Annotated in this window: 20 protein-coding genes and 1 pseudogene; 7 read left to right on the top strand and 14 right to left on the bottom strand. The window is 74.5% G+C overall.

Translation table 11 applies throughout. The features are described 5' to 3' along the window. Window positions 1-19 precede the first annotated feature (19 nt). Entirely contained in the window at window positions 20-1,267 is a 1,248-nt protein-coding gene (locus ACFZBX_RS35425) for an ATP-binding protein (RefSeq protein ID WP_391537923.1), read from the bottom strand. A gap of 38 nt (window positions 1,268-1,305) precedes the next feature. Then, the gene (locus tag ACFZBX_RS35420; protein WP_344329242.1) at window positions 1,306-1,980 is read right to left on the bottom strand and encodes a response regulator transcription factor; all 675 of its coding nucleotides are present in this window, start codon (window positions 1,978-1,980) and stop codon (window positions 1,306-1,308) included. Between the two features lie 329 nt (window positions 1,981-2,309). On the opposite strand from ACFZBX_RS35420, the gene ACFZBX_RS35415 reads away from it, so the two are divergent. Then, the gene (locus ACFZBX_RS35415) at window positions 2,310-3,818 is read left to right on the top strand and encodes a peptide MFS transporter (RefSeq protein ID WP_391537922.1); all 1,509 of its coding nucleotides are present in this window, start codon (window positions 2,310-2,312) and stop codon (window positions 3,816-3,818) included. A gap of 110 nt (window positions 3,819-3,928) precedes the next feature. Continuing rightward, on the top strand, window positions 3,929-6,052 hold the full coding sequence (locus tag ACFZBX_RS35410) for a prolyl oligopeptidase family serine peptidase (RefSeq protein WP_391537921.1): 2,124 nt from the start codon (window positions 3,929-3,931) through the stop codon (window positions 6,050-6,052). Between the two features lie 61 nt (window positions 6,053-6,113). On the opposite strand, the gene hutI is transcribed toward ACFZBX_RS35410, so the two are convergent. The 4 genes from hutI to hutU are packed head-to-tail and all read right to left on the bottom strand — an operon-like array spanning window position 6,114 to window position 11,561. After that, a complete protein-coding gene (gene hutI / locus ACFZBX_RS35405; RefSeq protein ID WP_391537934.1) occupies window positions 6,114-7,283 on the bottom strand; it encodes an imidazolonepropionase in 1,170 nt (389 codons plus the stop codon). Between the two features lie 35 nt (window positions 7,284-7,318). After that, window positions 7,319-8,695 (bottom strand): formimidoylglutamate deiminase, encoded by a 1,377-nt coding sequence (locus ACFZBX_RS35400; protein WP_391537920.1) that lies wholly within the window; start codon window positions 8,693-8,695, stop codon window positions 7,319-7,321. Continuing rightward, window positions 8,686-9,888, bottom strand: a complete 1,203-nt coding sequence (locus ACFZBX_RS35395) for an allantoate amidohydrolase (RefSeq protein WP_391537933.1) — start codon at window positions 9,886-9,888, stop codon at window positions 8,686-8,688. Before ACFZBX_RS35395 ends, ACFZBX_RS35400 begins: the two co-directional genes overlap by 10 nt. Before the next feature lie 17 nt (window positions 9,889-9,905). Then, window positions 9,906-11,561 (bottom strand): urocanate hydratase, encoded by a 1,656-nt coding sequence (gene hutU, locus ACFZBX_RS35390; RefSeq protein ID WP_391537932.1) that lies wholly within the window; start codon window positions 11,559-11,561, stop codon window positions 9,906-9,908. 190 nt (window positions 11,562-11,751) lie between these two features. Between hutU and ACFZBX_RS35385 the strand changes: the two genes are divergently transcribed. Beyond that, window positions 11,752-12,357: a Uma2 family endonuclease gene (locus ACFZBX_RS35385; protein ID WP_391537919.1), complete on the top strand. Its 606-nt coding sequence runs from the start codon at window positions 11,752-11,754 to the stop codon at window positions 12,355-12,357. On the opposite strand, the gene ACFZBX_RS35380 is transcribed toward ACFZBX_RS35385, so the two are convergent. Next, entirely contained in the window at window positions 12,329-12,649 is a 321-nt protein-coding gene (locus ACFZBX_RS35380; protein WP_380755917.1) for a hypothetical protein, read from the bottom strand. The two genes, ACFZBX_RS35385 and ACFZBX_RS35380, sit on opposite strands and share 29 nt — an antisense overlap. Before the next feature lie 107 nt (window positions 12,650-12,756). Here ACFZBX_RS35380 and ACFZBX_RS35375 point away from each other — a divergent pair, with 107 nt between their 5' ends. Further along, the gene (locus ACFZBX_RS35375; RefSeq protein WP_391537918.1) at window positions 12,757-13,236 is read left to right on the top strand and encodes an SRPBCC family protein; all 480 of its coding nucleotides are present in this window, start codon (window positions 12,757-12,759) and stop codon (window positions 13,234-13,236) included. A gap of 6 nt (window positions 13,237-13,242) precedes the next feature. On the opposite strand, the gene ACFZBX_RS35370 is transcribed toward ACFZBX_RS35375, so the two are convergent. After that, window positions 13,243-14,112: a MurR/RpiR family transcriptional regulator gene (locus tag ACFZBX_RS35370; protein WP_391537917.1), complete on the bottom strand. Its 870-nt coding sequence runs from the start codon at window positions 14,110-14,112 to the stop codon at window positions 13,243-13,245. Between the two features lie 219 nt (window positions 14,113-14,331). Between ACFZBX_RS35370 and ACFZBX_RS35365 the strand changes: the two genes are divergently transcribed. After that, window positions 14,332-14,763 carry a hypothetical protein gene (locus ACFZBX_RS35365; RefSeq protein WP_391537916.1) on the top strand — a complete coding sequence of 144 codons (432 nt, stop codon included), beginning with the start codon at window positions 14,332-14,334 and terminating at the stop codon, window positions 14,761-14,763. 66 nt (window positions 14,764-14,829) lie between these two features. On the opposite strand, the gene hutH is transcribed toward ACFZBX_RS35365, so the two are convergent. Next, window positions 14,830-16,407 carry a histidine ammonia-lyase gene (gene hutH / locus ACFZBX_RS35360; protein ID WP_391537915.1) on the bottom strand — a complete coding sequence of 526 codons (1,578 nt, stop codon included), beginning with the start codon at window positions 16,405-16,407 and terminating at the stop codon, window positions 14,830-14,832. A 179-nt stretch (window positions 16,408-16,586) separates the two neighbouring features. On the opposite strand from hutH, the gene fdhD reads away from it, so the two are divergent. Beyond that, window positions 16,587-17,408 carry a formate dehydrogenase accessory sulfurtransferase FdhD gene (gene fdhD, locus ACFZBX_RS35355; protein WP_391537931.1) on the top strand — a complete coding sequence of 274 codons (822 nt, stop codon included), beginning with the start codon at window positions 16,587-16,589 and terminating at the stop codon, window positions 17,406-17,408. Window positions 17,409-17,430: 22 nt separating this feature from the next. Here the strand turns inward: fdhD and ACFZBX_RS35350 are convergent, their stop codons facing one another. Continuing rightward, window positions 17,431-18,675, bottom strand: a complete 1,245-nt coding sequence (locus ACFZBX_RS35350; protein WP_391537914.1) for a macrolide family glycosyltransferase — start codon at window positions 18,673-18,675, stop codon at window positions 17,431-17,433. Window positions 18,676-18,745: 70 nt separating this feature from the next. On the opposite strand from ACFZBX_RS35350, the gene ACFZBX_RS35345 reads away from it, so the two are divergent. Beyond that, window positions 18,746-19,354: a TetR/AcrR family transcriptional regulator gene (locus ACFZBX_RS35345; RefSeq protein ID WP_391537913.1), complete on the top strand. Its 609-nt coding sequence runs from the start codon at window positions 18,746-18,748 to the stop codon at window positions 19,352-19,354. Window positions 19,355-19,386: 32 nt separating this feature from the next. Here ACFZBX_RS35345 and ACFZBX_RS35340 read toward each other — a convergent pair whose 3' ends face one another. From ACFZBX_RS35340 to ACFZBX_RS35325, 4 genes and pseudogenes are all read right to left on the bottom strand, one after another. Further along, the gene (locus ACFZBX_RS35340; protein WP_391537912.1) at window positions 19,387-19,743 is read right to left on the bottom strand and encodes a hypothetical protein; all 357 of its coding nucleotides are present in this window, start codon (window positions 19,741-19,743) and stop codon (window positions 19,387-19,389) included. Between the two features lie 869 nt (window positions 19,744-20,612). Next, window positions 20,613-21,638: pseudogene (locus tag ACFZBX_RS35335) on the bottom strand (diguanylate cyclase domain-containing protein); the annotation flags it as partial. Between the two features lie 385 nt (window positions 21,639-22,023). Continuing rightward, complete coding sequence (locus tag ACFZBX_RS35330; protein WP_391537911.1) at window positions 22,024-23,199, bottom strand: adenylate/guanylate cyclase domain-containing protein; 1,176 nt, start codon at window positions 23,197-23,199, stop codon at window positions 22,024-22,026. 169 nt (window positions 23,200-23,368) lie between these two features. Continuing rightward, window positions 23,369-24,268, bottom strand: a complete 900-nt coding sequence (locus tag ACFZBX_RS35325) for a biotin--[acetyl-CoA-carboxylase] ligase (protein WP_391537910.1) — start codon at window positions 24,266-24,268, stop codon at window positions 23,369-23,371. Window positions 24,269-24,395 lie beyond the last annotated feature (127 nt).

The raw sequence follows: 24,395 nt of genomic DNA, 5'->3' as shown, positions 1-24,395 counted from the left end.
TTCCCCCCTGCGTCCGGGCTCACCCGTCGCGCCGGCTGCGGGCCAGGAAGAGCGCGAACACCGCCGGCCGCAGCGAGAGCAGCTCCAGCCGCCCGCCGTCCGCCTCCGCGAGGTCACGGGCGACGGCGAGGCCGATGCCGGTGGAGTTGCGGCCGCTGACCGCGCGCTCGAAGACCCGGTTGCCCAGCTCGGCCGGCACCCCGGGGCCCTCGTCCTGCACCTCGACGACCACCGACGTGCCGGACGGCCGCACCCGCAGGGTGATGGTGCCGGCGCCGTGCATCAGCGAGTTCTCGATCAGGGTGGCCAGCACCTGGGCGACCGTGCCGGGGGTGCCGACGGCGGTGACCCCGCGCAGGCCCTCGACCTGGAGCACCCGCCCGGTGCCGCGCAGCGACGCCCCCCACTCCCCGACCTGCTGCTTGACCACGTCGTCGAGGTCGAAGGCGACGGCGGTGGGGCTGCGCGGGTCGCGCTGGGTGGTGAGCAGCCGCTGGACGACGTCGGTGAGCCGTTCGACCTGCTGGAGGGCGATGGTGGCCTCCTCCTTGACGGTCTCCGGCTCCTCGGCGAGCGCGGTGATCTCCTCCAGCCGCATGGAGAGCGCGGTGAGCGGGGTGCGCAACTGGTGCGAGGCGTCGGCGGCGAGCCGGCGTTCGGCGGTGAGCATCCGGGCGATCCGCTCGGCGCTGGTGTCGAGCACCTCGGCGACCCGGTCGAGCTCGGGCACCCCGTAGCGGCGGTCGCGCGGGCGCGGGTCGCCGGAGCCGAGCCGTTCGGCGGTCTCGGCGAGGTCGGTGAGCGGGCGGGCCAGCCGTTTGGCCTGCCAGACGGCGAGGGCGACGGCGGCCTGCACGGCGAGCAGCGCGACCACGCCGAGCAGCAGCAGCATGTTGGCGATCTCGTGGTCGACCGCCTCGCGGGACTGCTCGACGGTGACGGTCTCGCCGCTGGCGCCGCGTTCGACGGCCTTGAGCAGGTGGGTGCTGTCGGGCCGGCTGCCGCTGGCGACGATGCCCTGGCCGGGGATGTCGACCTCGACGTACTGGCCCGCGGAGACCTGGTTGGCGAACTTGTCGCCGGTGACCGGCTCCCCGGCGGCGAGCCGGCTCTCCACCAGGGCGAGCACCCGGACGGCGGCGGCGTCCACCCGGTCCTGGGCGCCGTTGACGATGGTGCGCTTCTCGACCAGGGCGAGCGGGACGCAGAACACCACGACCACGACCAGGACGACGCACAGCAGCGAGTTGATCATCCGGCGCTTCACGCTGCCGCTCCCCTTGGTGGTTGCCGCCCCTGGCGGGGCTAATTCTTCTCGAACCGGAAGCCCACCCCGCGCACCGTGGCGATGTAGCGGGGGTTGGCGGCGTCGTCGCCGAGCTTCTTGCGCAGCCAGGAGATGTGCATGTCCAGGGTCTTGGTGGAGGTCCACCAGGTGGTGTCCCAGACCTGCCGCATGATCTCCTCGCGGGTGACCACCCGGCCGGCGTCCCGGACCAGCACCCGCAGCAGCTCGAACTCCTTGGCGGAGAGGGTGAGCTCCTCCTCGCCGAGCCAGGCGCGGTGCGACTCGATGTCGATCTTGACGCCGTGCGCGCCGGTGGTGAGCTGGTCGACGTTGCCGCGCCGCAGCAGGGCCCGGACGCGGGCGAGCAGCTCGGCGAGGCGGAACGGCTTGGTGACGTAGTCGTCGGCGCCGGCGTCCAGGCCGACCACCGTGTCCACCTCGTCGGCGCGGGCGGTGAGGACCAGGACGGGGCAGCTGCGGCCGTCCGCGCGCAGCCGGCGGCAGACCTCCAGCCCGTCCATCTCGGGCAGGCCGAGGTCGAGGACGATCAGGTCGACCTCCTCCCCGAGCCCCGCGGCCAGTGCGGACGGACCGTCCTCGCGGACGAGCACCTCGTAGCCCTCGCGGCGCAGGGCCCGGGCGAGTGGTTCGGAGATCGCCGGGTCGTCCTCGGCGAGCAGCACACAGGTCATGTGGTGATGGTAGTCCGCGCGGGAATGCCCGTTGGTGCCGTGAGGTAGTTCACACTGCGTGATCGTTATACGGAGCGCGATCCCTTCCCAACCGACACGCCCGGACCGCTCGTTCGGCGAAGATCCCCCGTTTTGATCTTGCAACCGAAGGAATTTTGCCCGTCGTACCATGGATCATGGAGGGGAATCTGTAGCTCTCTTTGCCATCGGCATACCTAATTGGCCTCTTTTGTCAGCTGATAACGCCAAATGTCGCCACGTAGAGTGGTTCTGTCCACGTCCGCCGCCACCCCCCTTGGCGGACGCTGTCAGGCAAGGAACCACTACTCATGGCGTCTACGACCATGGAGTCCGGCATACAGCCGGCCTCTTCCGGCGGCAAGACCTTCCTCGGGCACCCCCGGGGCCTCGCCACGCTGTTCATGAGCGAGATGTGGGAGCGCTTCAGCTACTACGGCATGCGTGCCCTGCTGGTGCTCTACATGACCGCCTCCGTCACCGACGGCGGCCTCGGCATGAAGCTCGCCACCGCTACCGCGGTGTACAGCGTGTACACCGCGATGGTCTACCTGCTGGCACTCCCGGGCGGCTGGATCGCCGACCGCTTCCTCGGCGCCCGGAAGACCGTCGCCCTCGGCGGCTCGATCATCATGATCGGCCACTTCCTGCTGGCGCTGCCGGTCAACGTGTCGTTCTTCGGCGGCCTCGTGTTCATCGCGATCGGCTCCGGCCTGCTCAAGGCGAACATCTCCACGATGGTCGGCCACCTCTACGACGGGCCCAACGACCCGCGCCGGGACGGCGGCTTCACGATCTTCTACATGGGCATCAACCTCGGTGCCTTCGCCGCCCCGCTGGTCATCGGCACCATCGGCCAGAACGTCGACTGGCACCTCGGCTTCGCCCTCGCCGGCGTCGGCATGGCCCTGGGCCTCACCCAGTTCCTGGTCGGCACCCGCCACCTGAGCGCCAAGAGCGACGTGGTCACCTCGCCGATCTCGGCCGCCGAGAAGAGCGCCATCTTCAAGAAGGCCGGCCTCTGGCTCGCCCTCGCCGCCGTCTTCTACGCGGTCGTCGTGCTGACCGGCCACTTCACCATCAACTGGGCGATCTGGCCGCTGTCCATCGCCGGCCTGGCGATCCCGGTCTTCGTCTTCACCAAGGTCAAGCGCGACAAGGACCTCGACGCGACCGAGCAGTCCCGGATGAGCGGCTACATCTGGTTCTTCGTCGCCGCCGCCGTGTTCTGGATGATCTACGACCAGGCCGGCTCGACGCTGAACATCTTCGCCCAGGACCACACCTCGTCCACGCTGTTCGGCTTCGACTTCCCGTCCAGCTGGTTCCAGTCGCTCAACCCGCTGTACATCATGGCCCTGGCCCCGGTCTTCGCCTGGATCTGGGTGGCGCTCTCCCGCCGCTCCAAGAACCCCAGCACCACGGCGAAGTTCTCCTTCGGCCTGCTGATGATCGGCGCCTCGTTCATGGTCATGATGCTGGCCATGGCCGCCGCCTCCGGCGACACCAAGGTCACGCCGCTCTGGCTGGCCATGGTCTACCTGATCCAGACCATCGGCGAGCTGACCCTCTCCCCCGTCGGCCTGTCCGTCACCACCAAGCTGGCCCCGACCAAGTACGCCAGCCAGATGATGGGCGTCTGGTTCCTCGCCGTCACCGCGGGCGACTGCGTCGCGGCCATCTTCCAGCTGGTCCTCGGCGACGACGTGGTCGGCTCCACCTGGTACTTCGCCGTCCAGGGCGGTATGGCCATCGTCGCCGGCCTGGCCCTCTACGCCTACCGCCGCAAGGTCGTACAGCTGATGGGCGACGTCCACTGACGTCCCTCGACCCGGCCCCGGGGCCGTCGCGGATTCCTGAGATCCGCGGCGGCCCCGGTCCGTTGCACCCCCTCGACAGGGCCGGGCCGGGTGTGCCTATGGTGCCCGGCATGCCGACCGACTCCGTGCCGACCGTCCCCGTGCCGACCGATTCGCTTCCGCGCCAGCTCGCCCGCACCCGGCGCTTCGCCCTCGGCGCCCCCGCCCAGCCCGCCGTCTGCGCCGACGGCCGGACCGTCCTGTTCCTGCGCAGCCGGGGCGGCGACGACCCCGTCACCTGTCTCTGGGCCCTGGACACCGAAACCGGCGGGGAACGCCTGCTCGCCGACCCGGCGGCGCTCGGCGCCGAACGCCCCGGCGCCGGGCTGCCCGAGGCCGAACGGGCCCGCCGCGAGCGCGCCCGCGTCCACACCGACGGCATCGCCGCGTACGCCACCGACGCCGCCGGCCGGCTCGCCGCCTTCGCCCTCGGCGGCGAACTGTGGCTCGCCGACACCGCCACCGGCGAGGTCCGCCGCGTCCCCACCGCCACCGAGGTGTACGACCCGCGCCCCGACCCCGCCGGCCGGCGGATCGCCTACGCCGGAGGCGGCGCCCTGCGCGTCGTCGACGCCGACGGCGGCGAGGACCGCGCACTCGCCGAACCCGGGCACCCCGAGGTCCGCTACGGCGTGCCCGAGCACGTCGCCGCCGAGGAGATGGGCCGCACCCGCGCCCACTGGTGGTCCCCCGACGGCACCGCGCTGCTCGTCGCCCGCGTCGACGAGCGCCACGTCACCCGCCTCCACCTGGCCGACCCGGCCGACCCCCAGCGGCCCCCGCGCGTCCTGCGCCAACCCCTGGCCGGCACCGACAACGCCGAGGTCACCCTCTGGCTGCTCGGCCTCGACGGCCGGCGCACCGAGGTCCGCTGGGACCGGGCCGGGTACGAGTACCTCACCGCCGCCGGCTGGGACGGCCACGGCCCGTACGCCGCCGTGCAGAGCCGCGACCAGCGCACCGTGCTCACCCTCGCCGTCGACCCCGCCGACGGCGCCACCCGCGTCCTCGCCGAGCGGCGCGACGAGCACTGGGTCGAACTGCTCCCCGGTCTGCCCGCCCGCACCGCCGCCGGCGCCCTGGTCGACGCCGCCGACGACGGCGACACCCGGCACCTCACCGTCGACGGCAAGCCCGTCACCCCGCCCGGGCTCCAGGTGCGCTCCGTGCTCGGGACCGACGGCGGGCAGGTGCTCTTCACCGCCTCCGACGAGCCGACCGAGACCCACCTGTGGTCGTGGGACCAGGCCGCGGGCGCTGTCCGGCTGAGCGAGGAGCCCGGCGTGCACACCGGCGCGCGGCGCTCGGGCACCCTCGTCCACACCGCCCGCACGCCCGGCGCGCCCACCGGCCGCACCACCGTGCACCGTGACTCCCTGCCCGCCCGGACGCTGGCCTCGCACGCCGAGACGCCCGTCCTCACCGCCCGCCCCGAACCGCTCCGCCTCGGCCCCCGCGAACTGCGCGCCTCGCTCTTCCTGCCCGCCGGCCACCGCCCCGGCGACGGCCCGCTGCCCGTCCTGCTCGACCCCTACGGCGGACCGGCCCTGCAGAAGGTCACCGCCGCCCCGCACTGGTGGGACCTCACCTCCCAGTGGTTCGCCGACCAGGGCTTCGCCGTCCTCGCCGTCGACGGCCGCGGCACCCCCGGACGCGGCCCCCGCTGGGAGAAGACGGTCGCCGGGGACAAGGCCGGCCCCGCCCTCGCCGACCAGGTCGAGGGCCTGCACGAGGCCGCCCGGCTGCGGCCCGGCCTGCTCGACCTCGACCGGGTCGCCATCCGCGGCTGGTCCTACGGCGGCTACCTCTCCGCGCTCGCCGTGCTGCGCCGCCCCGACGTCTTCCACGCGGCCTCCGCCGGCGCCGCGCCCACCGACCAGCGGATCTACAACACCCACTACCAGGAGCGCTACCTCGGCCACCCCGACGAGCACCCCGAGCACTACGACGCCTGCTCACTGCTCGCCGACGCGCCCGCGCTGCGCCGCCCGCTGCTGCTGATCCACGGCCTCGACGACGACAACGTGCTGCCCGTGCACCCCCTGCGGCTGTCCGCCGCGCTGCTCGCCGCGGGCCGCCCGCACGAGGTGCTCCCGCTGCGCGGCACCGGCCACCGGCCCACCGACGAGTCCGTGGCGTCGAACCTGGTGCCGCACGAACTCGCCTTCCTGCGGCGTTCGCTGGGCCTCGGCTAGGCACGACGGCGGGGCCGGGGAACACCTGCCCCCGGCCCCGCCGTCACCGCCGCCGCACCGCTCAGACCTCGCGCACGCCCGCACGCCAGACCGCCGCCGTCAGCGGCACGCCCGGCCGGTAGGCCAGGTGCACGTGCGAGGGGGCGTCCAGCAGTTGCAGATCGGCCCGGGCGCCAGCCCGCACGACGCCGACGTCCGGACGCCGCAGCGCGTGCGCGCCGCCCGCCGTCGCCGCCCAGACGGCCTCGTCGGGCGTCATGCCCATCTCGCGCACCGCCACCGCGATGCAGAAACCCATCGAACTGGTGAAGCTGGAGCCCGGGTTGCAGTCGGTGGACAGCGCCACCACCGCCCCCGCGTCCAGCAGCCGGCGCGCGTCCGGATAGACCGCCCGGGTGGAGAACTCGGCGCCCGGCAGCAGCGTCGCCACCGTCGCCGAACCGGCCAGCGCGGCCACGTCCTCGTCCGTCAGATGGGTGCAGTGGTCGGCCGAGGCCGCCCCCAGCTCGACGGCCAACTGCACGCCCGGACCGTACGTCAGCTGGTTGGCGTGCACCCGGGGCGTCAGCCCGCGCTCCACGCCGGCGGTGAGGATCGCCCGCGCCTGGTCGCCGTCGAAGGCGCCCTTCTCGCAGAACACGTCCACCCAGCGGGCGTACGGCGCGCAGGCGTCCAGCATCGGGCCGGTGACCAGCTCGACGTAGCCGGCCGGGTCCTCGGCGAACTCGGGGGCCACCACGTGCGCGCCCAGGTAGGTGGTCTCCGGCGTGTACGAGGAGGCGATCCGCAGCGCCCTGGCCTCGTCCTCGACGGTGAGCCCGTACCCGGACTTGCACTCGACCAGCGTGGTGCCCTGCCGCAGCGCCTCGCGCACCAGCCGGGCCAGGTTGGCGTCCAGCTCGGCGTCGGCGGCGGCCCGGGTGGCGGCCACCGTGGTGCGGATGCCGCCCGCCGAGTAGGACTGCCCGGACATCCGGGCGTTGAACTCGGCGGTGCGGTCGCCCGCGAACACCAGGTGGGCGTGCGAGTCGACGAAGCCGGGCAGCAGGGCACGGCCCGCCGCGTCGAACCGCTCGTCGGCGGCCGGCGCCTCGGCCGCCGGGCCGACCCAGGCGACGCTCTCGCCGTCGATCACCACCGCCGCGTCGGTGAGCAGGCCCAGCGGCCCGGTCCCGTACCCGGGGTCGTTGGTGACCAGCGTGCCGATGCCGGTGATCAGGGTGCTCGGAATGCTCGGGGACGTCACGTCAGGCCTTTCCAGGGGGCTCAGCAACTCAGGGCGTCGATGGAGGACTTCAGCGCGCCCGGCACGTCCGGCACCAGTTGGTGCACGCCGTCACGCACGACGTGCCGCCCACCGACCACCACGTGCCGCACGTCCGCCGCCGAGGCCGCGAACACCGCGGTCTCCGCGCCCAGCCGCGGCGCGGGGCCCGCGGTGCGCACCGAGTCCAGCGCGATCACGGTGAAGTCGGCCAGCGCACCGGCCTCGATCCGCCCGGCCTCGGGCCAGCCCAGCGAGGCGTGCCCGTCCTCCGAGCCGGCCCGCAGCAGCGCGTTCGCCGTCCAGTGGCCCCGGGTGCGGGTACGCAGCCGTTCGTCCAGCTCCAGCGCCCGGGCCTCCTCGAACGGGTCGATGACGGCGTGGCTGTCGCTGCCCAGGGTGACCGGGCAGCCGCCGGAGGCCAGCTGCCGGGCCGGGCCGATGCCGTCGGCAAGGTCCCGCTCGGTGGTGGGGCACATGCAGACGGTGGTGGAGGAGTCGGTCAGCAGCTTGACGTCCTCCTCGGTGAGGTGGGTGGCGTGCACGGCCGAGGTGCGCGGGCCGAGCGCGCCGTGGTCGGCGAGCAGCCGGGTCGGGGTGACGCCGTGCGCGGTGAGGCAGGCGTCGTTCTCGGCGGTCTGCTCGGACAGGTGGACGTGCAGCGGCGCCCGGCGCATCGCCGCCCAGTGGGCGACGGTGCCGAGTTGCTCGGCGGGCACGGCGCGCACCGAGTGGATGGCGGCGCCGATCCGGGCGTGCTCGCGCTCGCGCAGCGCCCCGGCCCGCTCGGCCCAGGCGTCGGCGTCGCCATCGCTGAACCGGCGCTGCGGCTTGGTCGGCTCGGCGCCGAAGCCGGAGGACAGGTAGCAGGTGTCGAGCAGGGTGATCCGGATGCCGGCCCGGGCGGCGGCCTCGATCAGCGCCTCGCCCATCGCGTTGGGGTCGCCGTAGCGGGCGCCGCCGGGCGCGTGGTGCAGGTAGTGGAACTCGCCGACGGCGGTGATCCCGGCGAGCGCCATCTCCGCGTAGACGGCGGTGGCGAGCGCCAGGTAGCGGTCCGGGTCGAGCGCGCCGGCGAACCGGTACATGGTGTCGCGCCAGGTCCAGAAGGTGCCGGAGCCGACCTGGACGTGGCCGCGCAGCGCCCGGTGGAAGGCGTGCGAGTGCGCGTTGGCCTGGCCCGGCAGCAGCAGGCCGGCCAGCCGGACGGCGCCGGGCGGGCAGGGCCCGCTGTCCGGCTGCACCCTGGCGATCTTGCCGCCGGCGCCGGTGCTGATCAGGACGTCCCGCTCCACCACCGGCCCGTTGACGTGCGGCAGCCAGGCGTACTGCGCCCAGAAGGTTGTCGTTCGCGCGCCTGCGGCACGGCCTACTGACACGCCAGGTCCTCCAGTACGTCGGCGAGGGCGGTGACCCCGGCCAGGCAGTCGGCCGTCTCGGCGTGCTCCGCCGGGGAGTGCGAGACGCCGGTCGGGTTCCGCACGAACAGCATGGCGGTCGGCACGGCGGATGCCAGGATTCCGGCGTCGTGTCCCGCGCCGGTGGGCAGCACGGGGGCGCCGCCGAGGCCCCCCTTCGCGCCGATGACCCGCGCCAGGCGGTCGCGCAGCGGGCCGTCGAAGTCGACCACCGGGGTGTAGGACTCGCGGGTCAGCCCGACCCGGACGCCGTCGCGCTCGCCGCGCTCGGCGGCGGCCCGTTCGATCTCCTCGACCAGCGCGGTCAGGGTGGCCTCGTCGGCCGCCCGGGAGTCCAGCCAGCCGCGGACCAGGGAGGCGATCGCGTTGGTGCCGTTGGGTTCGACGGCGACCTTGCCGAAGGTGGCCAGCGCGCCCGCCAGCCGCGCCTTCTTGCGGGCGGCGAGCACGGTGGTGGCGTAGGTCAGCATCGGGTCGCGGCGGTCCTCGATCCGGGTGGTGCCGGCGTGGTTGGCCTCGCCGTGGAAGTCGAAGCGCCAGCGGCCGTGCGGCCAGATCGCCGAGGCGACGCCGACCGGCTGGTCCTCGGCGAGGCGGCGGCCCTGCTCGACGTGGAGTTCCACGAAGGCGCCGATCCGGGCCAGCCGCTCGCCGTCGGCGCCGATCGCGGTCGGGTCCTGGCCGGCCCGCTCCATCGCGTCGGGCAGCCGGACACCGTCGGCGTCGCGCAGTTCGTAGGCGGCCTCCCGGCTCAGCACCCCGGCGGTGAGCCGGGAGCCGATGCAGGCCACGCCGAACCGGGCGCCCTCCTCGTCGCCGAAGTTGACGATCGCCAGCGGGCGGGCGAACCGCGCGCCGCGGGCGCGCAGTTCGTCCAGCGCCGCGAAGGAGGACACCACCCCGAGCGGGCCGTCGAAGGCGCCGCCGTCGGGGACGGAGTCCAGGTGCGAGCCGGTGACCACGGCGCCGCCGGCCTCCGGATCGCCCAGCCACGCCCACTGGTTGCCGTTGCGGTCCAGCTCGTAGGCCAGGCCCCGGTCACGGGCCTGCTGCTCGAACCAGGCGCGGCACTCGGCGTCGGCGGCGTTCCAGGCGAACCGGCGGTAGCCGCCGGACGCGGCGGAGCGGCCCACGGGGAGCAGCTCCGCCCACATCTCCTCGAAGGACGACGTCACAGCTCACCCATCGGGACGCGGACGCCGCGCTCGTCCGCCACCTCGGCCGCCCGGTCGTAGCCGGCGTCGACGTGCCGGATGACGCCCATGCCCGGGTCGTTGGTGAGCACCCGGCGGATCTTCTCGCCGGCCAGCGCGGTGCCGTCGGCGACGGTGACCTGGCCGGCGTGGATCGAGCGGCCGATGCCGACGCCGCCGCCGTGGTGGATGGAGACCCAGGACGCGCCGGAGGCGACGTTGACCATGGCGTTGAGCAGCGGCCAGTCGGCGATCGCGTCGGAGCCGTCCAGCATCGCCTCGGTCTCCCGGTAGGGGGAGGCCACCGAGCCGCAGTCCAGGTGGTCGCGGCCGATGACGATCGGCGCGGACAGCTCGCCGGCGGCGACCATGTCGTTGAAGCGCTCGCCGGCCTTGTCGCGTTCGCCGTAGCCGAGCCAGCAGATCCGCGCGGGCAGGCCCTGGAAGTGCACCTTCTCCTGCGCCATCCGGATCCAGCGGTGCAGCGACTCGTTCTCCGGGAAGAGGTCGAGCACGGCCTTGTCGGTCTTGTGGATGTCCTGCGGGTCGCCGGACAGCGCCGCCCAGCGGAAGGGGCCCTTGCCCTCGCAGAAGAGCGGGCGGATGTAGGCGGGCACGAAGCCGGGGAAGGCGAAGGCGCGGTCGTAGCCGGCCAGCTGGGCCTCGCCGCGGATGGAGTTGCCGTAGTCGAACACCTCGGCGCCGCGGTCCTGGAAGCCGACCATCGCCTCGACGTGCCGGGCCATCGACTCGCGGGCGCGCTGGGTGAACTCGGCGGGCTTCTCGGCGGCGTAGGACGCCATGTCGTCGAAGGCGACGCCGACCGGCAGGTAGCTCAGCGGGTCGTGGGCGCTGGTCTGGTCGGTGACGATGTCGATCGGCGCGTCCATCGCGAGCAGCTGCGGGACCAGCTCGGCGGCGTTGCCGAGCACGCCGATGGAGAGCGGCTGCCGCTTGTCGCGGGCGGCGGTGGCGAGCTCCAGGGCGTGGGAGAGGTCCTTGGCCTCGACGTCCAGGTAGCGGTGCTCGATCCGGCGGGAGATCCGGGAGGGGTCGCAGTCGATACAGATCGCCACGCCGCCGTTCATGGTGACGGCCAGCGGCTGGGCGCCGCCCATGCCGCCGAGGCCGGCGGTGAGGGTGATGGTGCCCTCCAGCGTGCCCTCGAACCGCTTGTTGGCGACGGCGGCGAAGGTCTCGTAGGTGCCCTGGAGGATGCCCTGGGTGCCGATGTAGATCCAGGAGCCGGCGGTCATCTGCCCGTACATGGTGAGCCCGAGGCTCTCCAGCCGGCGGAACTCCTCCCAGTTGGCCCAGTCGCCGACCAGGTTGGAGTTGGCGATCAGCACGCGCGGCGCCCACTCGTGGGTCTGCATGACGCCGACCGGCCGCCCGGACTGCACCAGCATGGTCTCGTCCTGCTTCAGCCCTTCGAGCGTCCGCACCATGGCGTCGAAGGACCGCCAGTCCCGCGCCGCCTTCCCGGTCCCCCCGTACACGACCAGCTTCGACGGGTGCTCGGCCACCTCCGGGTCGAGGTTGTTCATCAGCATCCGCAGGGCCGCCTCCTGCTGCCACCCCCGCGCTGTCAGCCCCGTCCCCCGCGCCGCCCGCACCTCACGCGGCCCGCTCACCTGCTGCACCATGTCCCGGCCTCCTTGCGGATGAATTCATTCAGACTCGACCAGGCTGAATATATCCAAACATCCACCCCCCGGCCAGAGCCCGGCCCCATCCGATCGACACCCGCCCGCCCGGCTCCCCCGCGCTACGCTGAACCCGGCGAACACCAGCCACTCGGCCCAGACGCCGAACGGAGGACGTGTGCCACAACTCCCCGTCCGACCCGGCGCACTGCGCGAGGCGGCCTCGGAACTCGGCCGGCTGACCGGGCTCGGCGTCGAGGTCATCGGCGGGACGCTGGTCCTCGCCCCGCCGCGCCGGGGCAAGCACGTGGGCACCGTCCAACGGCTGCGCGAACAGCTCGACGCCGGCCTGCCGGAGCGGCTCACGACCTGCCAGGTCGTCTCCGTCGGCATGCCGGGCGACGGGGACGACTACGCCACCCCCGACCTGACGGTCCTTCCCCGCAGCTGGGAGGAGGGCGACGACTGGCTCGTGGATCCGCGCGACGTGGCCCTCGCCGTGGAGGTGGTGCCCCGGTCCGAGGGCGCCTGGGAGGTCACCGTGAAGAGCGACTGGTACGCCGCCGCCGAGGTGCCCGCACTACTCGCACTGGATCCCCGGTGGGGCAGGTGGGTGCTGCACACCGGTCCCCGGAAGGGGGGCTACGGGGAGGTGTTGCGCGGGGTGTACGGCGAGCCTGTTCCGCTCGCCGTACCCCTTCCGCGGGAACTGCGAACCGACCGGCTGCCGCGGTGGGCGGCCGGGGAACGGGCCCTCACGCCGCGGCGTCGTCGTCCCAGTTGATGCCGATCTCCTCCAGCCAGCGGCGGTCGGCGGCGTCGGGGACGGGGGTGCGGGGTGGGCGGGGGATCTCCTGGACGGGGCCGAGGCCGTACTGGTCGGCGGCCGCGGCGGCGCGGGCGTCGGGTTCGATCACTCCGACATGGACGACGGTCTCGTCGCCCGGGTCGAGGACGGTGAGTTCGGGGTCGGGCAGACGGCGCAGGGTGACGCGGCGTCCGCAGGTCGGGCAGGACCACTCGTCGGCTCCCGAGGCGAGCCGGCCGACGAACTTCATTTCGTGGATCACGCGCATGGCGGCACCCCCTGACTGGAGTGATGCCCGCCCTGGGCGGATCGCCAACCTGCGGGTACGGTCGGCGGGACCGGCGTACGGCCGGCGGGGCGACGGGGAGGGGCGGCGTGGACCGCGAGTGGGGTGTCGAGGAGAGCGTCGGCGTGGCGGCGCAGCCGGCGGTGGTCTACCGCGCCGTCAGCGAGGTGCGGCGGATGGGCGAGTGGAGTCCCGAGTGCCGGGCGGTGTGGGCCCGCCGGGGGACGCTGCGGGCCGGTGACAGGTTCGTCGGGTTCAACCGCCGCGGCCTGTTCGTCTGGTTCACCACCTGCCGGGTGACGACGGCCGAGCCGGGGCGCGCGTTCGCCTTCCGGGTGGACTCGTTCGGGCTGCCGATCGCCGAGTGGGGCTACCGCTTCGAGTCCGACGGGGACGGCGGCACGACCCTCACCGAGTACTGGCGGGACCTGCGGACCGGGCGGGGCGCGCCGGTCGCCGAACTGCTCGGCAAGGTGTTCACCGGGGTGCCCCCGCAGCGGCGGGCGGCGGCCAACCGGGCCGGTATGCGGGCGACCCTGGAACGGATCCGGCAAACGCTCGAAGCCTGAGGCCGGCTACTCCAGGAACAGTCCGCGGGCCGCCGCCGACTGCTCGATGGCCTCCAGCCGGGCCTCGGCGCCGGGGAGTTCGTCGCACATGGTCTGCAGCAGCACCCGGCCGAGCATCATCGGCGCGCAGGCGGTGTCGAAGACCAGGCCGGTGCCGACGGCGGCTGGCAGCATCAGGTCGGAGAGCTTGGCGACCGGCGCGAAGACGCTGTCGGCCACGGTGATGACGGTCAGTCCGCACTCGCGGGCCACCGCCAGGGCGTCCATCAGCTCACGCGGGTAGCGCGGCAGGGCGAAGCAGAGCAGTACGCTCGCGCCCGCCGCGGCGGCCTGTTCCAGGCGGTCGGCGAGCATGCTGCCGCCCTCGTCGAGCAGCCGGATGTCCGGGTGCACCTTGGCGGCGAAGTACGCGAAGCCGCGCGCCTGCGCGGAGGCGGCGCGCAGGCCGAGCACGGGCAGCGGGCGGGAGGCGGCGAGCAGGCGGGCGGCGCGGGTGATGGGCTCGGGGTCGGCGAGCAGTTCGGCGAGGTGGCGCAGGTGCTCGATCTCGGCGAGGACGGCCTGCTGGTGCTCGTTGCGGACGGCGTCGGCCGGGGTCTCGGGGGCGGTGTGCTCGCCGGCACCGAGCTCGCGCAGCTGCTTGCGCAGCGCCGGATAGCCGTCGTAGCCGAGGGCGACCGCGAACCGGGTCACCGAAGGCTGGCTGACGCCGGCGAGTTCGGCGACCTCGACGCTGGACAGGAACGGCGCCTCGGTGGCGTGCCGCACCAGCGAGTGCGCGATCCGCCGCTGGGTGGGGGTGAGCCGGTGGCCTTCGAAGAGCTGGAGCAGCCGGGCGGAGGGCCCGACCGTGCCGGCGTCGTCGGTGGCGGTCATGGCGGTACCTCCGGATGCGAGCTGTTCGGATGACTGTGCAGCAGCGGGCGGCCGCTGGCAAAGACGTCTCGTACGACGGGACGCCGGCCGAGACGCCCGGGATGCGGCCCCGTGCGGGCCGCCGGCCGCCTCGGGGTGACCCTGAAATCCCCCTGAGACCGCCCTGATTCCGCGCGAACGGGTGGACCCGCCCGGCCCGTCGGGCGCAGGCTGGTGTCCATGGACACTCGCCAGGACGACCTGCGGCGCGATCTGGACGCCACGTTGCAGGCCCGCAAGGAGCTCGGCAAGGAGTACGAGTCGGAGCTCCTCGACTCCTTCCTCTCCCGGCTCGACGCCCGGCTGGACGCCCGGGTGGAGCGCCGGGTCAGCGAGCGGCTCGGCCCGGCCGACGGGTACGGCCAGCCCTCTGCCCCGCCGGGGCGCGGGCACGGGCACGGACCGCGCCGCTCCGGCCGGTCGAGCACCCGGCTGGCGATCGTCTCCATGGCGCTGGGCATCCCGCTGTCGGGCATCGGCGCCGGCGCCGCCGGGTTCTGGGGCCTGCTGGTGTGCTGGGGCGGCATCGTCGGCGTCAACCTCTCCGCCTCGCTGGCCGAGCGCGGCGAGGAGAAGCGCCGTTCGGAGACCGCGCGGAGCGAGTGGGAGTAACGCGCCGTCCTGAGCCGCCGCCATCCGTCCCACCCGCTCCACGCGGTCCGTCCGACCGTCAGGCCGTCAGGCCAGCGGCCCGGTGACCCGCTCGACCGCCCGCACCAGCTCGCCGGAGGCGACCAGCGCGGCCGCGGCCTCCAGGTCGGGCGACAGGAAGCGGTCGCGCCCGGCGCCGCCCACCCCGGCGGTGCGGGCGGCGGCCAGCGCCGCGGTCGTGGCCGGGGCCGGCTCGCCGGCGGCGCCGGCCTGTCGGCGGATCTCCAGGGCGCGTGCGGCGGCGGTGAGTTCGACGGCGAGGATGCGGCCGAGGTTCTCCACCGCCTGGCGCAGCTTGCGGGCGGCGGACCAGCCCATCGAGACGTGGTCCTCCTGCATGGCCGAGGAGGGGATCGAGTCGACCGAGGCCGGCACGGCGAGCCGCTTGTTCTCGCTGACCAGCGCCGCCTGGGTGTACTGGGCGATCATCAGACCGGAGTCCACGCCCGGGTCGTCGGCCAGGAAGGCCGGCAGGCCGTGCGAGCGGGCCTTGTCGAGCAGCCGGTCGGTGCGGCGCTCGGAGATCGAGCCGAGGTCGGCGGCGGCGATGGCGAGGAAGTCCAGCACGTAGGCGACCGGGGCGCCGTGGAAGTTGCCGTTGGACTCCACCCGGCCGTCCGGCAGCACCACCGGGTTGTCGACCGAGGCGGCCAGTTCGCGGGCGGCGACCAGCTGGGCGTGCGCCAGGGTGTCGCGCCCGGCGCCGGCCACCTGCGGAGCGCAGCGGACCGAGTAGGCGTCCTGGACGCGCGGGGCGTCGTCCTGGTGGTGGCCGGTCAGGCCGGAGCCCTTGAGCACGGCCAGCATGTTGGCCGCGGACAGCGCCTGCCCGGGGTGCGGGCGGATCGGGGCGTGCAGCTCGGGGGCGAGCACCTTGTCGGTGCCGAGCAGCGCCTCCAGGGTCATCGCGGCGGTGATGTCGGCGGTGGTGAACAGGCGCCGCAGGTCGGCGATGGCCATCACGAGCATGCCGAGCATGCCGTCGGTGCCGTTGATGAGGGCGAGGCCCTCCTTCTCCAGCAGTTCGACGGGCTCGATGCCGGCGGCGGCGAGCAGTTCGCCGGCGGGCTTCTCGACGCCGTCGGGGCCGGTGGCCACGCCCTCGCCCATCAGGACGAGCGCGCAGTGCGACAGCGGCGCGAGGTCGCCGGAGCAGCCGAGCGAGCCGAACTCGCGGACCACCGGGGTGATGCCGGCGTTGAGGATCGCGGCCATGGTCTCGGCGACCAGCGGGCGCACACCGGTGCGGCCGCTGGCGAGGGTCTTCATCCGCAGGAACACCAGCGCGCGGACCACCTCGCGCTCGACCGCCGGGCCCATCCCGGCGGCGTGCGAGCGCACCAGCGAGCGCTGGAGCTGGGCGCGCAGCTCGGGGCTGATGTGCCGCACGGCGAGGGCGCCGAAGCCGGTGGAGACGCCGTAGACGGGGCGCGGTTCGGCCGCCAGGGCGTCGATCCGGGCGCGCGAGGCCGCCATCTCGGCGAGCGCGTCGGGTCCGATCTCGACCCGGGCGTTCCCCCGGGCGACGGCCAGCACGTCCTCGGCGCTGACGTCGGCCTTGCCGACCCGGACGAGCGGCGCGTGGGGGGCCGCAGCACTGTGCATATCCATATACACCATCTCACCAGGTGAATGAAGATATGACAACCACTCTCGCGTGGTTGAAAGTCGACCACCGCACCGGCCGGTCACCTGGATTTTCGAATACCCGCCCCGGTGGCGCACGCTGTGGGGAGGCGGACGGCGGGGAGCCGGACGCGGTGGACGGAGAGGCGGACCAGGCGATGACGCGGGCGACGGCACGGCGGCGGGTGCTCCGGCTGCGCGGGGACGGGCGCACCACCCGGCCGGACGCGCTGGCAGCGGAGGAACCGCTGGAGATCCGGCTCGGCGGCGAACCGCTCACCGTCACCATGCGCACCCCCGGCCAGGACTTCGACCTGGTGGCCGGCTTCCTGGTCGGCGAGGGCATCGTGCACACGGCCGAAGACCTCGCGGCGCTGCGCTACTGCGCCGGCACCGACGAGAACGGCGCCAACACCTACAACGTGGTCGACGCGACGCCGCGCGACGCCCGGACGCCCCCGCTCTCCGCCCACCGCAACCTGCTCACCACCAGCGCCTGCGGGCTGTGCGGCCGGGACACCGTGGACGCGGTGCGCACCCATGTCCGCCACCCGGTCGGCGAGGACCCGCTGACCGTCCCGCCCGCGCTGCTGTACGCGCTGCCGGACCGGCTGCGCGCCGCCCAGCGGACCTTCGACTCCACCGGCGGCCTGCACGCCGCCGGCCTGTTCGACGGCCACAGCGGCGAACTGCTCTGCGCCCGCGAGGACGTCGGACGGCACAACGCGGTGGACAAGGTGGTCGGCTGGGCGCTGCGCGAGGGCCGGCTGCCGCTGACCGGGCACGTGCTGCTGGTCAGCGGCCGGGCCTCGTTCGAGCTGACCCAGAAGGCCGCGCTGGCCGGCGTACCGCTGCTGGCCGCCGTCTCGGCGCCGTCCTCGCTCGCCGTGGACCTCGCCGAGGAGCTGGGCCTGACCCTGGTCGGCTTCCTGCGCGGCGAGGGCGCCAACGTCTACACCCGCCCCGACCGGATCGCCTGACGGCCCCGCCTCCCCCTCGCCCTCACTTCAGCTCCGCCTCGACGAGGTCCGCCGCGCGCTCCGTGCCGCCCTCGGCGCGGGCCTCGGCGCGCAGTTCGGCGAGGCGGGCGGCCATCACCGGGTCGCCGGCCACCTCCAGCAGCGCGGCGCGCAGCGCGTCGGCCGTGGCGTCGTCGGTGTCCAGCCGCCGGGCGACGCCGAGCCCCACCAGCGAGTCCGCGTTGGCGAACTGGTCGACGGCCTGCGGCACCGCGATCATCGGCACGCCGTGGTACAGGCCCTCGCCGGCGCCGCCGGTGCCGGCGTGGGTGACGAAGGCGTCGGCCTGCGCCAGCACGTCGAACTGCGGCACCCAGCGGTGCACCTCGACATTGGCCGGCACCTCGCCCAGCAGGGCGAGGTCGGTCTTCTTGCCGATCTGGAGGACGACGTGCCAGCCGGGCAGGCCCCCGAAGGCCTCCAGGCACTGGCGATAGAAGGCGGGCCGGTCGGTGAAGGCCGAGCCGAGCGAGACCAGCAGCACCTTCTGCGCGTCGGCGGGCCGCTGCCAGCCGCCCTGGTGCGAGCGGTCGCCGAAGCACTGGCCGACGAAGGTGATGCGCTCGGTGTCGACCCGGTCCGCGTTGGGCTGCAGGGCCCGCGGGATCAGCGCGATCGCGCGGTCGGGGCGGTTCTTGAACCGCTCGACGTCCCGGACGACCGCGCCGGTCCCGGCCAGCCAGTCGCCGAACCGCCGGTAGTGCTCGGGGCCGCCGGGGCCGGTGCGCAGCGTCTCGAAGAACTCGGCCATGTCCTGCTCGATGCCCTCCCAGCCGACCATGGTGGGCGAGAGCTGGACCACCGGCACGCCGTGGCCCTCGGCCACCGCCCGCGCGGCGAAGGCGCCGATGTCGTACAGCACGAGGTCGGGCCGGTCCTCGGCGAAGAGCCGTTGCAGCACCGGGGTCATGGCGAGGGCGTCGTCGAGGAAGACGTCCTGGACGGCGACCGGGTCCTCCGGCCACCCCGAGGAGTCGCCGCCGAGCGGCAGCACCGTCGAGTACGGGACGAGCGTGGCGCCGGTGGTGGCGACGGTCTCCGCGAAGGACGGGTCGTTGACGTAGCTGACCCGGTGGCCCCGGGCGACGAGTTCGGCGATCAGGGCGAGGCTCGGGTTGACGTGGCCGTGGGCCGGGATGGAGACCATGGCGATGTGGGCGGCGGGGCGGGTCATGGGTGTTCCCTTCGAATGTGCGAGACGAGACGGTTCGTCTCGCTGACGCTCCATAAGAATGCCCCTTCCGGATCACCACGTCAAGACGATACGGATCGTCTCGTCAGCTCGTAGGATGACGTTCATGGCCAGAGCGCAGAACACCCCCGACCCCGCCCGCCGCAGCGAACAGAGCCGCGCCGCGATCCTCACCGCCGCCGGCGAACTCGTCGCCGAGATCGGCTTCGGCAAGCTCACCATCGAGAAGATCGCCGCCCGCGCCGGCGTCGGCAAGCAGACCATCTACCGCTGGTGGCCGTCCAAGGGCGCCGTCGTCTTCGACGCCTTCCTCGCCACCAACGAGAACGCCTCCGGCAGCCTCGCCCTCCCCGACACCGGCGACCTCGGCGAGGACCTGCGCGCCCTCCTGCGGCTCACCGCCCTCGAACTCGCCGACCCCGCCTTCAACCGCACCGGACGCGCCCTCACCGCCGAGGTGCTCACCGACCCCGACCTGCTGCGCGAGTACCGCGAACGGCTCCTGGACCCGCTGCTCGACGTCACCCGCGACCGCCTGCGGGCCGCCCGGGAGGCCGGACAGCTACAGGCGGACGCGGACCTCGACCTCGCCGTCGAACTCCTCTACGGCCCGCTGTACTACCGCTGGCTGCACGGGCTCGGCCCGCTCGACGACGGCTACGCCGACCAGGTCGTGGCGGCCCTGCTCGGCGCGCTCGGCACCACCGGCGGCTGATCCCCGCGCAGCCCTCGGCCGCAGTCCCCGGCTCAGGACCGGTTGCGGCGGCGCAGCACCAGCAGCAGGGCGACGACCACGGCGATCACCACCAGCAGCACCACGGCGCCGATGATCAGGCCGATGAACCTGCCGAAGCCCTTCTTCTTCTTTTTCTTCTTCTTGGACTTGTCCTTGGCCTTGTCCTTGGAGTCGGCCAGCCGCGTGGTGCCGTGCCGGTCCGCCGACGCCCCGGCCCGGCCCTCCCCGACCTGCTGGTCCGCCGCCGCCACCGTCACCGTCCGCGACGCGGGCGCGGCCGCCGACGCCGCCGACGCCGCCGACGCCGCCGGGGCGGCCAGCGCGGCGCCGCCGAACGCGAGCACCGCGGAGAGAACCAGACCCGTCAACCGAACACGCACAGCAATCGACCCCGTTTTCCGATCCGGCGCGCCCCGACGGCCCGCCGACCGCCGACACCTTCCCACGCACGCCCCGCCACGCCCACCCCCGCGACCGGACCGCGACCTGCTCGGAACAGACCGGTCACCGGAGCACCACAATCCCCGGGGCCGGGCGCTCAGCCCTCCGGCGGGGAGGCCGGACCGGCCAGGGCCACCGCGACCAGCGCCCGCAGCGCCGAGGCCACCTGGCCCAGCGGCAGCGTGGCGTCGTCGGCGAACAGCTCCAGCAGCCAGCCGCCCGCCGGGTTCCGGCCGCCGGCCGCCACCATGCCGCGGTAGCCGGAGACCACCAGCATGGCCTCCTCCGCCGGGTCGTTGCCCGCCGCGCCCGCGCGCAGCGCGAAGGCGCCACCGCGCACCGCCCGCCGCGTCATCGGGTAGTGGCGCAGGTCGAAGACGGCGTCCGGGGCCTCGATCTGGGCGCGCTGGGTCTCCGCCCGGGTGCTGCTCGGCCCGCTGGTCATCCGGTAGACGGCGTGCCGAGCGGTGCGCATCAGCTGCGAGCCGGGCGGCACGTAGGAGATCCACCAGCCGACCGCGTCCAGCAGCCGGGCCGCCGTCTCGGCCACCACCGCGAGCTTGCCGACGGTGTCGGCCGGGTGCACGGCCCGCACCGCGCCCTGCCGGTCGAGCGAGGCGAGCACCGCCGTGAGCAACTGCCCCGGGTCGGCGCTGTGCGCGGCGCCGCGGAAGCGCCGCCGGTCCCCGGCCCCGGCCCGGCCGCCCGGGCGGAACCGGCCGTCGCCGCGGTGCTGCGGATCGGCGGCGTCGGCGAGCAGCACCGTCGGGTCGGGCGAGAACCCGGGGCCGTGGCTGCGCCCGGCCACCACGGGGTGGGCGGCCCGGGCGGCCTTGGCCCGGTACTGGGCGGCGTCGGCGAGCCGGAACAGCCGGTCGGGGGTGGTGACGGGGCCGATCGAGTCGCCGGTGGAGGCGACGCCGCAGGCCACCCCCTCGCCCTCGGCCAGGGCCAGCGCCCGTGCGCACAGCTCCTCGGCGGCGGCCACCACCTCGTCCGCCTTCTGTCCCTCGACCAGCAGGCAGAACTCGTCGCCGCCGAGCCGGGCGGCGAGGCTGCCGGGGAGCTTGGCGGCGGCCAGCGACAGCTGGTGGGCGAACCGTTCCAGCAGCCGGTCGCCGACCTCGTGGCCGAGCTGGTCGTTGACCCGCTTGAGGCCGTTGACGTCGCAGACGACCAGCGAGACCACGGTGTTGTCCCGGTTGTGCGCGGCCAGCGCGCTCTCCAGCCGGGCGTCCACCGCGCGCCGGTTGGCGAGGCCGGTGAGCGGGTCGGAGAAGGCGAGCCTGCGCAGGTCGGCGAGGCGTTCGGTCTGGGCGAGGCCGGCCGAGATCTGGGCGGCCAGCAGGGTCGCGTAGTCGGCGTCGGCCTCGGTGAAGGCGGGCGTCCCGGCGGTGCGGGCGAGGTAGAGCTCGCCCCAGGCCTGCCCGTGCAGCACGATCGGCGCGACCACGCAGCAGGACCGGCCGCGGCGGCGCAGCGCGGCGGCGCGCTCCTGGCAGTACGCGCCGGCGGTCGGGTGCGCGTGCCCGGCGTGCGGCTGGCTGTTGTCGGCGGTCTGCACCCAGGCGCGCGGCAGCCGGCCGGTGGTCCAGCGCTCCTCCAGGTACGTGACGATCTCGGGGAAGTCGGCGACCGGGTAGGACTCGTCCTCGGGCAGTTCCTCCTCGCCCGGGGCGAGTTCGCCGTGGTTGACCAGGACCCGCAGCCGGCCGGACTCGCGGTCCCAGACCGAGACCGCGGCCATCGTCGCGCCGAGCGCCTCGGTGGCGCGGGCGGCGGCGGCCCGGACGGCCTCCAGCGGGGTGAGCGCACCGGCCATGTCCTGGGCGAGTTCGACGACGGCCCGCAGCCGCGCGTCGGTGGCCTGGGCGCCCCCGAGAGCCGCCCCGGGCTCGGGGACGGCGGGCGGCTGCTGGGTCCGGCCGCGGTCCGTCATGATCGCCTCACTGCTCACCGGCTCGCCTCGCTCCCTGTGCTCGGTCCTGCTGGTGGTCCGCCCGGGCGCCCGCGCCCACGACCGCTCCCGCCCGTCCGGCGGCGCCGCCCCCGAGACCGATCGCACTGAGGCGCCTGCACCAAGACTATGGCGGTTTCGGTCGGTTATGCCCCGTTTTCGACTTCACGCCCGCACGACCGTGTGACGGTCCGCCGTTCGGCGTGTCGCGGCGCGGCACCCGCGCGCCGGACCGGCGGGCCGCCGGGGGCTACGCGGTGCGCGTACGCCGGGAGAGCAGCCACGGCTCGACCAGCCCGAGCCCGCGCACCGGCCGGCGCCACATCGGCTGCAGATTGAACCGGTGGGCGGCGTCCGGTCCCAGGGGCGGGCCGGACGGCGGCATCCCGGCCGCCGCCGACAGCGCCTCGGCGAGTCCGGGACCGTCGAGGTCGGGCGGGGCGACGCTGCCGTTCTGCTCCAGCGCGGCCGCGAACTCGCCGTCGAGCAGCACCGCGTCCTTGGGCGCGATCGAGGTGAGCCGGCTGGCCAGGTTGACCGTGGTGCCGAAGACGTCGCCCATCCGCGAGGTGACCGTGCCGAAGGCCATGCCGACCCGCAGCGCGGGGATGGTGTCGTCCTCGGCCAGCGCCTCGATCAGGCCGAGCGCGATCCCGGCGGCCGTCACCGGGTCCTCGGAGACGAAGAGGATCTCGTCGCCGAGCGTCTTGATCACCCGGCCGCCCTGGCCGACGATCAGGTCGGAGCAGGTGTTCTCGAAGGTCTCGACCAGCTCGCCGAGCTCCTCCTCCTCCAGTCGCCGCGACAGCCGGGTGAAGCCGACCAGGTCGGCGAAGCCGACGGCGAGCCGCCCGCTGGTGATCTCGTTGTCCTCGGCGGCCTGCACCACCCGGCCGGTGACGGCGGCCAGCTGCCGCCGCCACACGTACACCAGGAACTGCTCCAGCTCCGGCAGCAGCAGCTCGACCAGCGGGTACGCGACGTCGGCGCGGGTCAGGCCGGGTTCGACGGACTGGGTGAGGTTCTCCAGGAAGGTGTCCATCTGCCAGCCCGCCAGCCGGGCCGTGGTCTGGCCGGTGGAGCGGGCCACCTGGATCGCCATCGACTCGCTCAGCAGGCCCGACTCGACCAGGCCGGCCAGCCGGCGCAGCGCGATCACGTCGCCGTCGGTCAGCGCCCGGGACTGCCCGATGTCCGGGAAGCCCATCGCCCGCCAGAAGCGGGTGGCCAGCTCCATCGGGACGTCGGCGGCCCGGGCGGCCTGGTACGGGGTGTAGCGGCGCGGCGCGTCCAGGATGAGGCGTTCGAGGTCGAGGGCGACGGTCTGGTCGTCGGAGCCCGCCGGGCCGCCGTTGCCTCCGGCGCCGTTGCCGCCGCCGTTGCTGCCGTCCTCTGCCACCGGTCCGTCCCCGTGCGGTCGCCGCACTCGCCTCGTGTCCTGCCAGTCCGGGCGCGCCCGCCACCCGGCGGGCAGTGGCGCGCCTCACACTGCTGCCAGGTGGAATGTTCGCACGGAATCGCGCGATCCGGGGCATCCGCCCGGGTCAAGGGGAAGTAAGGGGACGCACGGGGCGCCCGCCCGGCGTACGGCGCCGCTACCGCGTGCCGCGCGGCTCCGGGCGCACGTGGACGACGTCCCCCGCGCCGACCGCCCGCCGGGCGCCGTCGGGGGTGCGGACCACCAGCCGGCCGTCCCCGTCCACCGCGACCGCCTCGCCGCGCAGTTCGCGGTCGCCGGGCAGCAGCACCTTCACCGGACGCCCCAGCGTGGTGCAGCGGTCCGCGTACGCGCGCAGCAGGCCGCTGGTGTGCGGGTCGCCGGCGGCGGCCGTCCACTCCCCGTACAGCCCGGCGAACTCGCGCAGCAGGGCGCGCAGCAGGGTGGACCGGTCGGTGACGGCGGCGCCGGCCAGGGCGAGCGAGGCGGCGGTGGGGACGGGCAGCTCGGCGTCGCGCAGCGAGACGTTCAGACCGAGGCCGGCGACCACCGCGCCGCCGCCCAGCTCGGTGAGGATGCCGCCGAGCTTGCGCTCCGCGCCGTCGATCTCCACCTGGAGGTCGTTGGGCCACTTCAGGCCGACCTCGACCTCGGCGACCCGGCTCAGGGTGCTCGCGGCGGCCACGCCGACCAGGATCGGCAGCCAGCCGTAGCGTTCGACGGGTACCCCGTCCGGGCGAAGCAGGACGGACAGGAAGAGACCGGAGCGGGCGGGGGCGCTCCACTGCCGTTCGAGCCGGCCGCGGCCGGAGTTCTGGGCCTCGGCGACCAGCACCGCGCCCTGCGGGGCGCCCTCGCGGGCGCGGGCCGCGAGGTCGGTGTTGGTGGAGCCGGTCTCCTCGACGACGTCGAGGGAGGTCCAGAGCCCGCCGGGGAGCAGCAGGTCCCGGCGGAGCGCGGCGGCGTCCAGCGGCGGGCGGTCCAGGTCGGTCCACGGCGACGGCCCGGCGTGGCCGAGACCGCGCAGTCCACTGCGGCGGGGGGTGTCGGAGGTCATGCGGTTCACCCTAGAACGGGCCCGGCCCGGCGAGCCCTAGGGCGTGTCTTGCGGATCTTTGCCGGGTCCGCGGCGCCGGGGCACGCACCTCGCCGCGTTGTCGTCGGTCGCCAATGCTCCGCAGTGG

Origin of the sequence: Kitasatospora sp. NPDC008115 (assembly GCF_042957205.1) — a bacterium.
Classification (GTDB): Bacteria; Actinomycetota; Actinomycetes; order Streptomycetales; family Streptomycetaceae; genus Kitasatospora.
The sequence above is the reverse complement of the archived record's forward strand: the minus strand, read 5'-3'. Positions and strand labels throughout refer to the sequence as shown.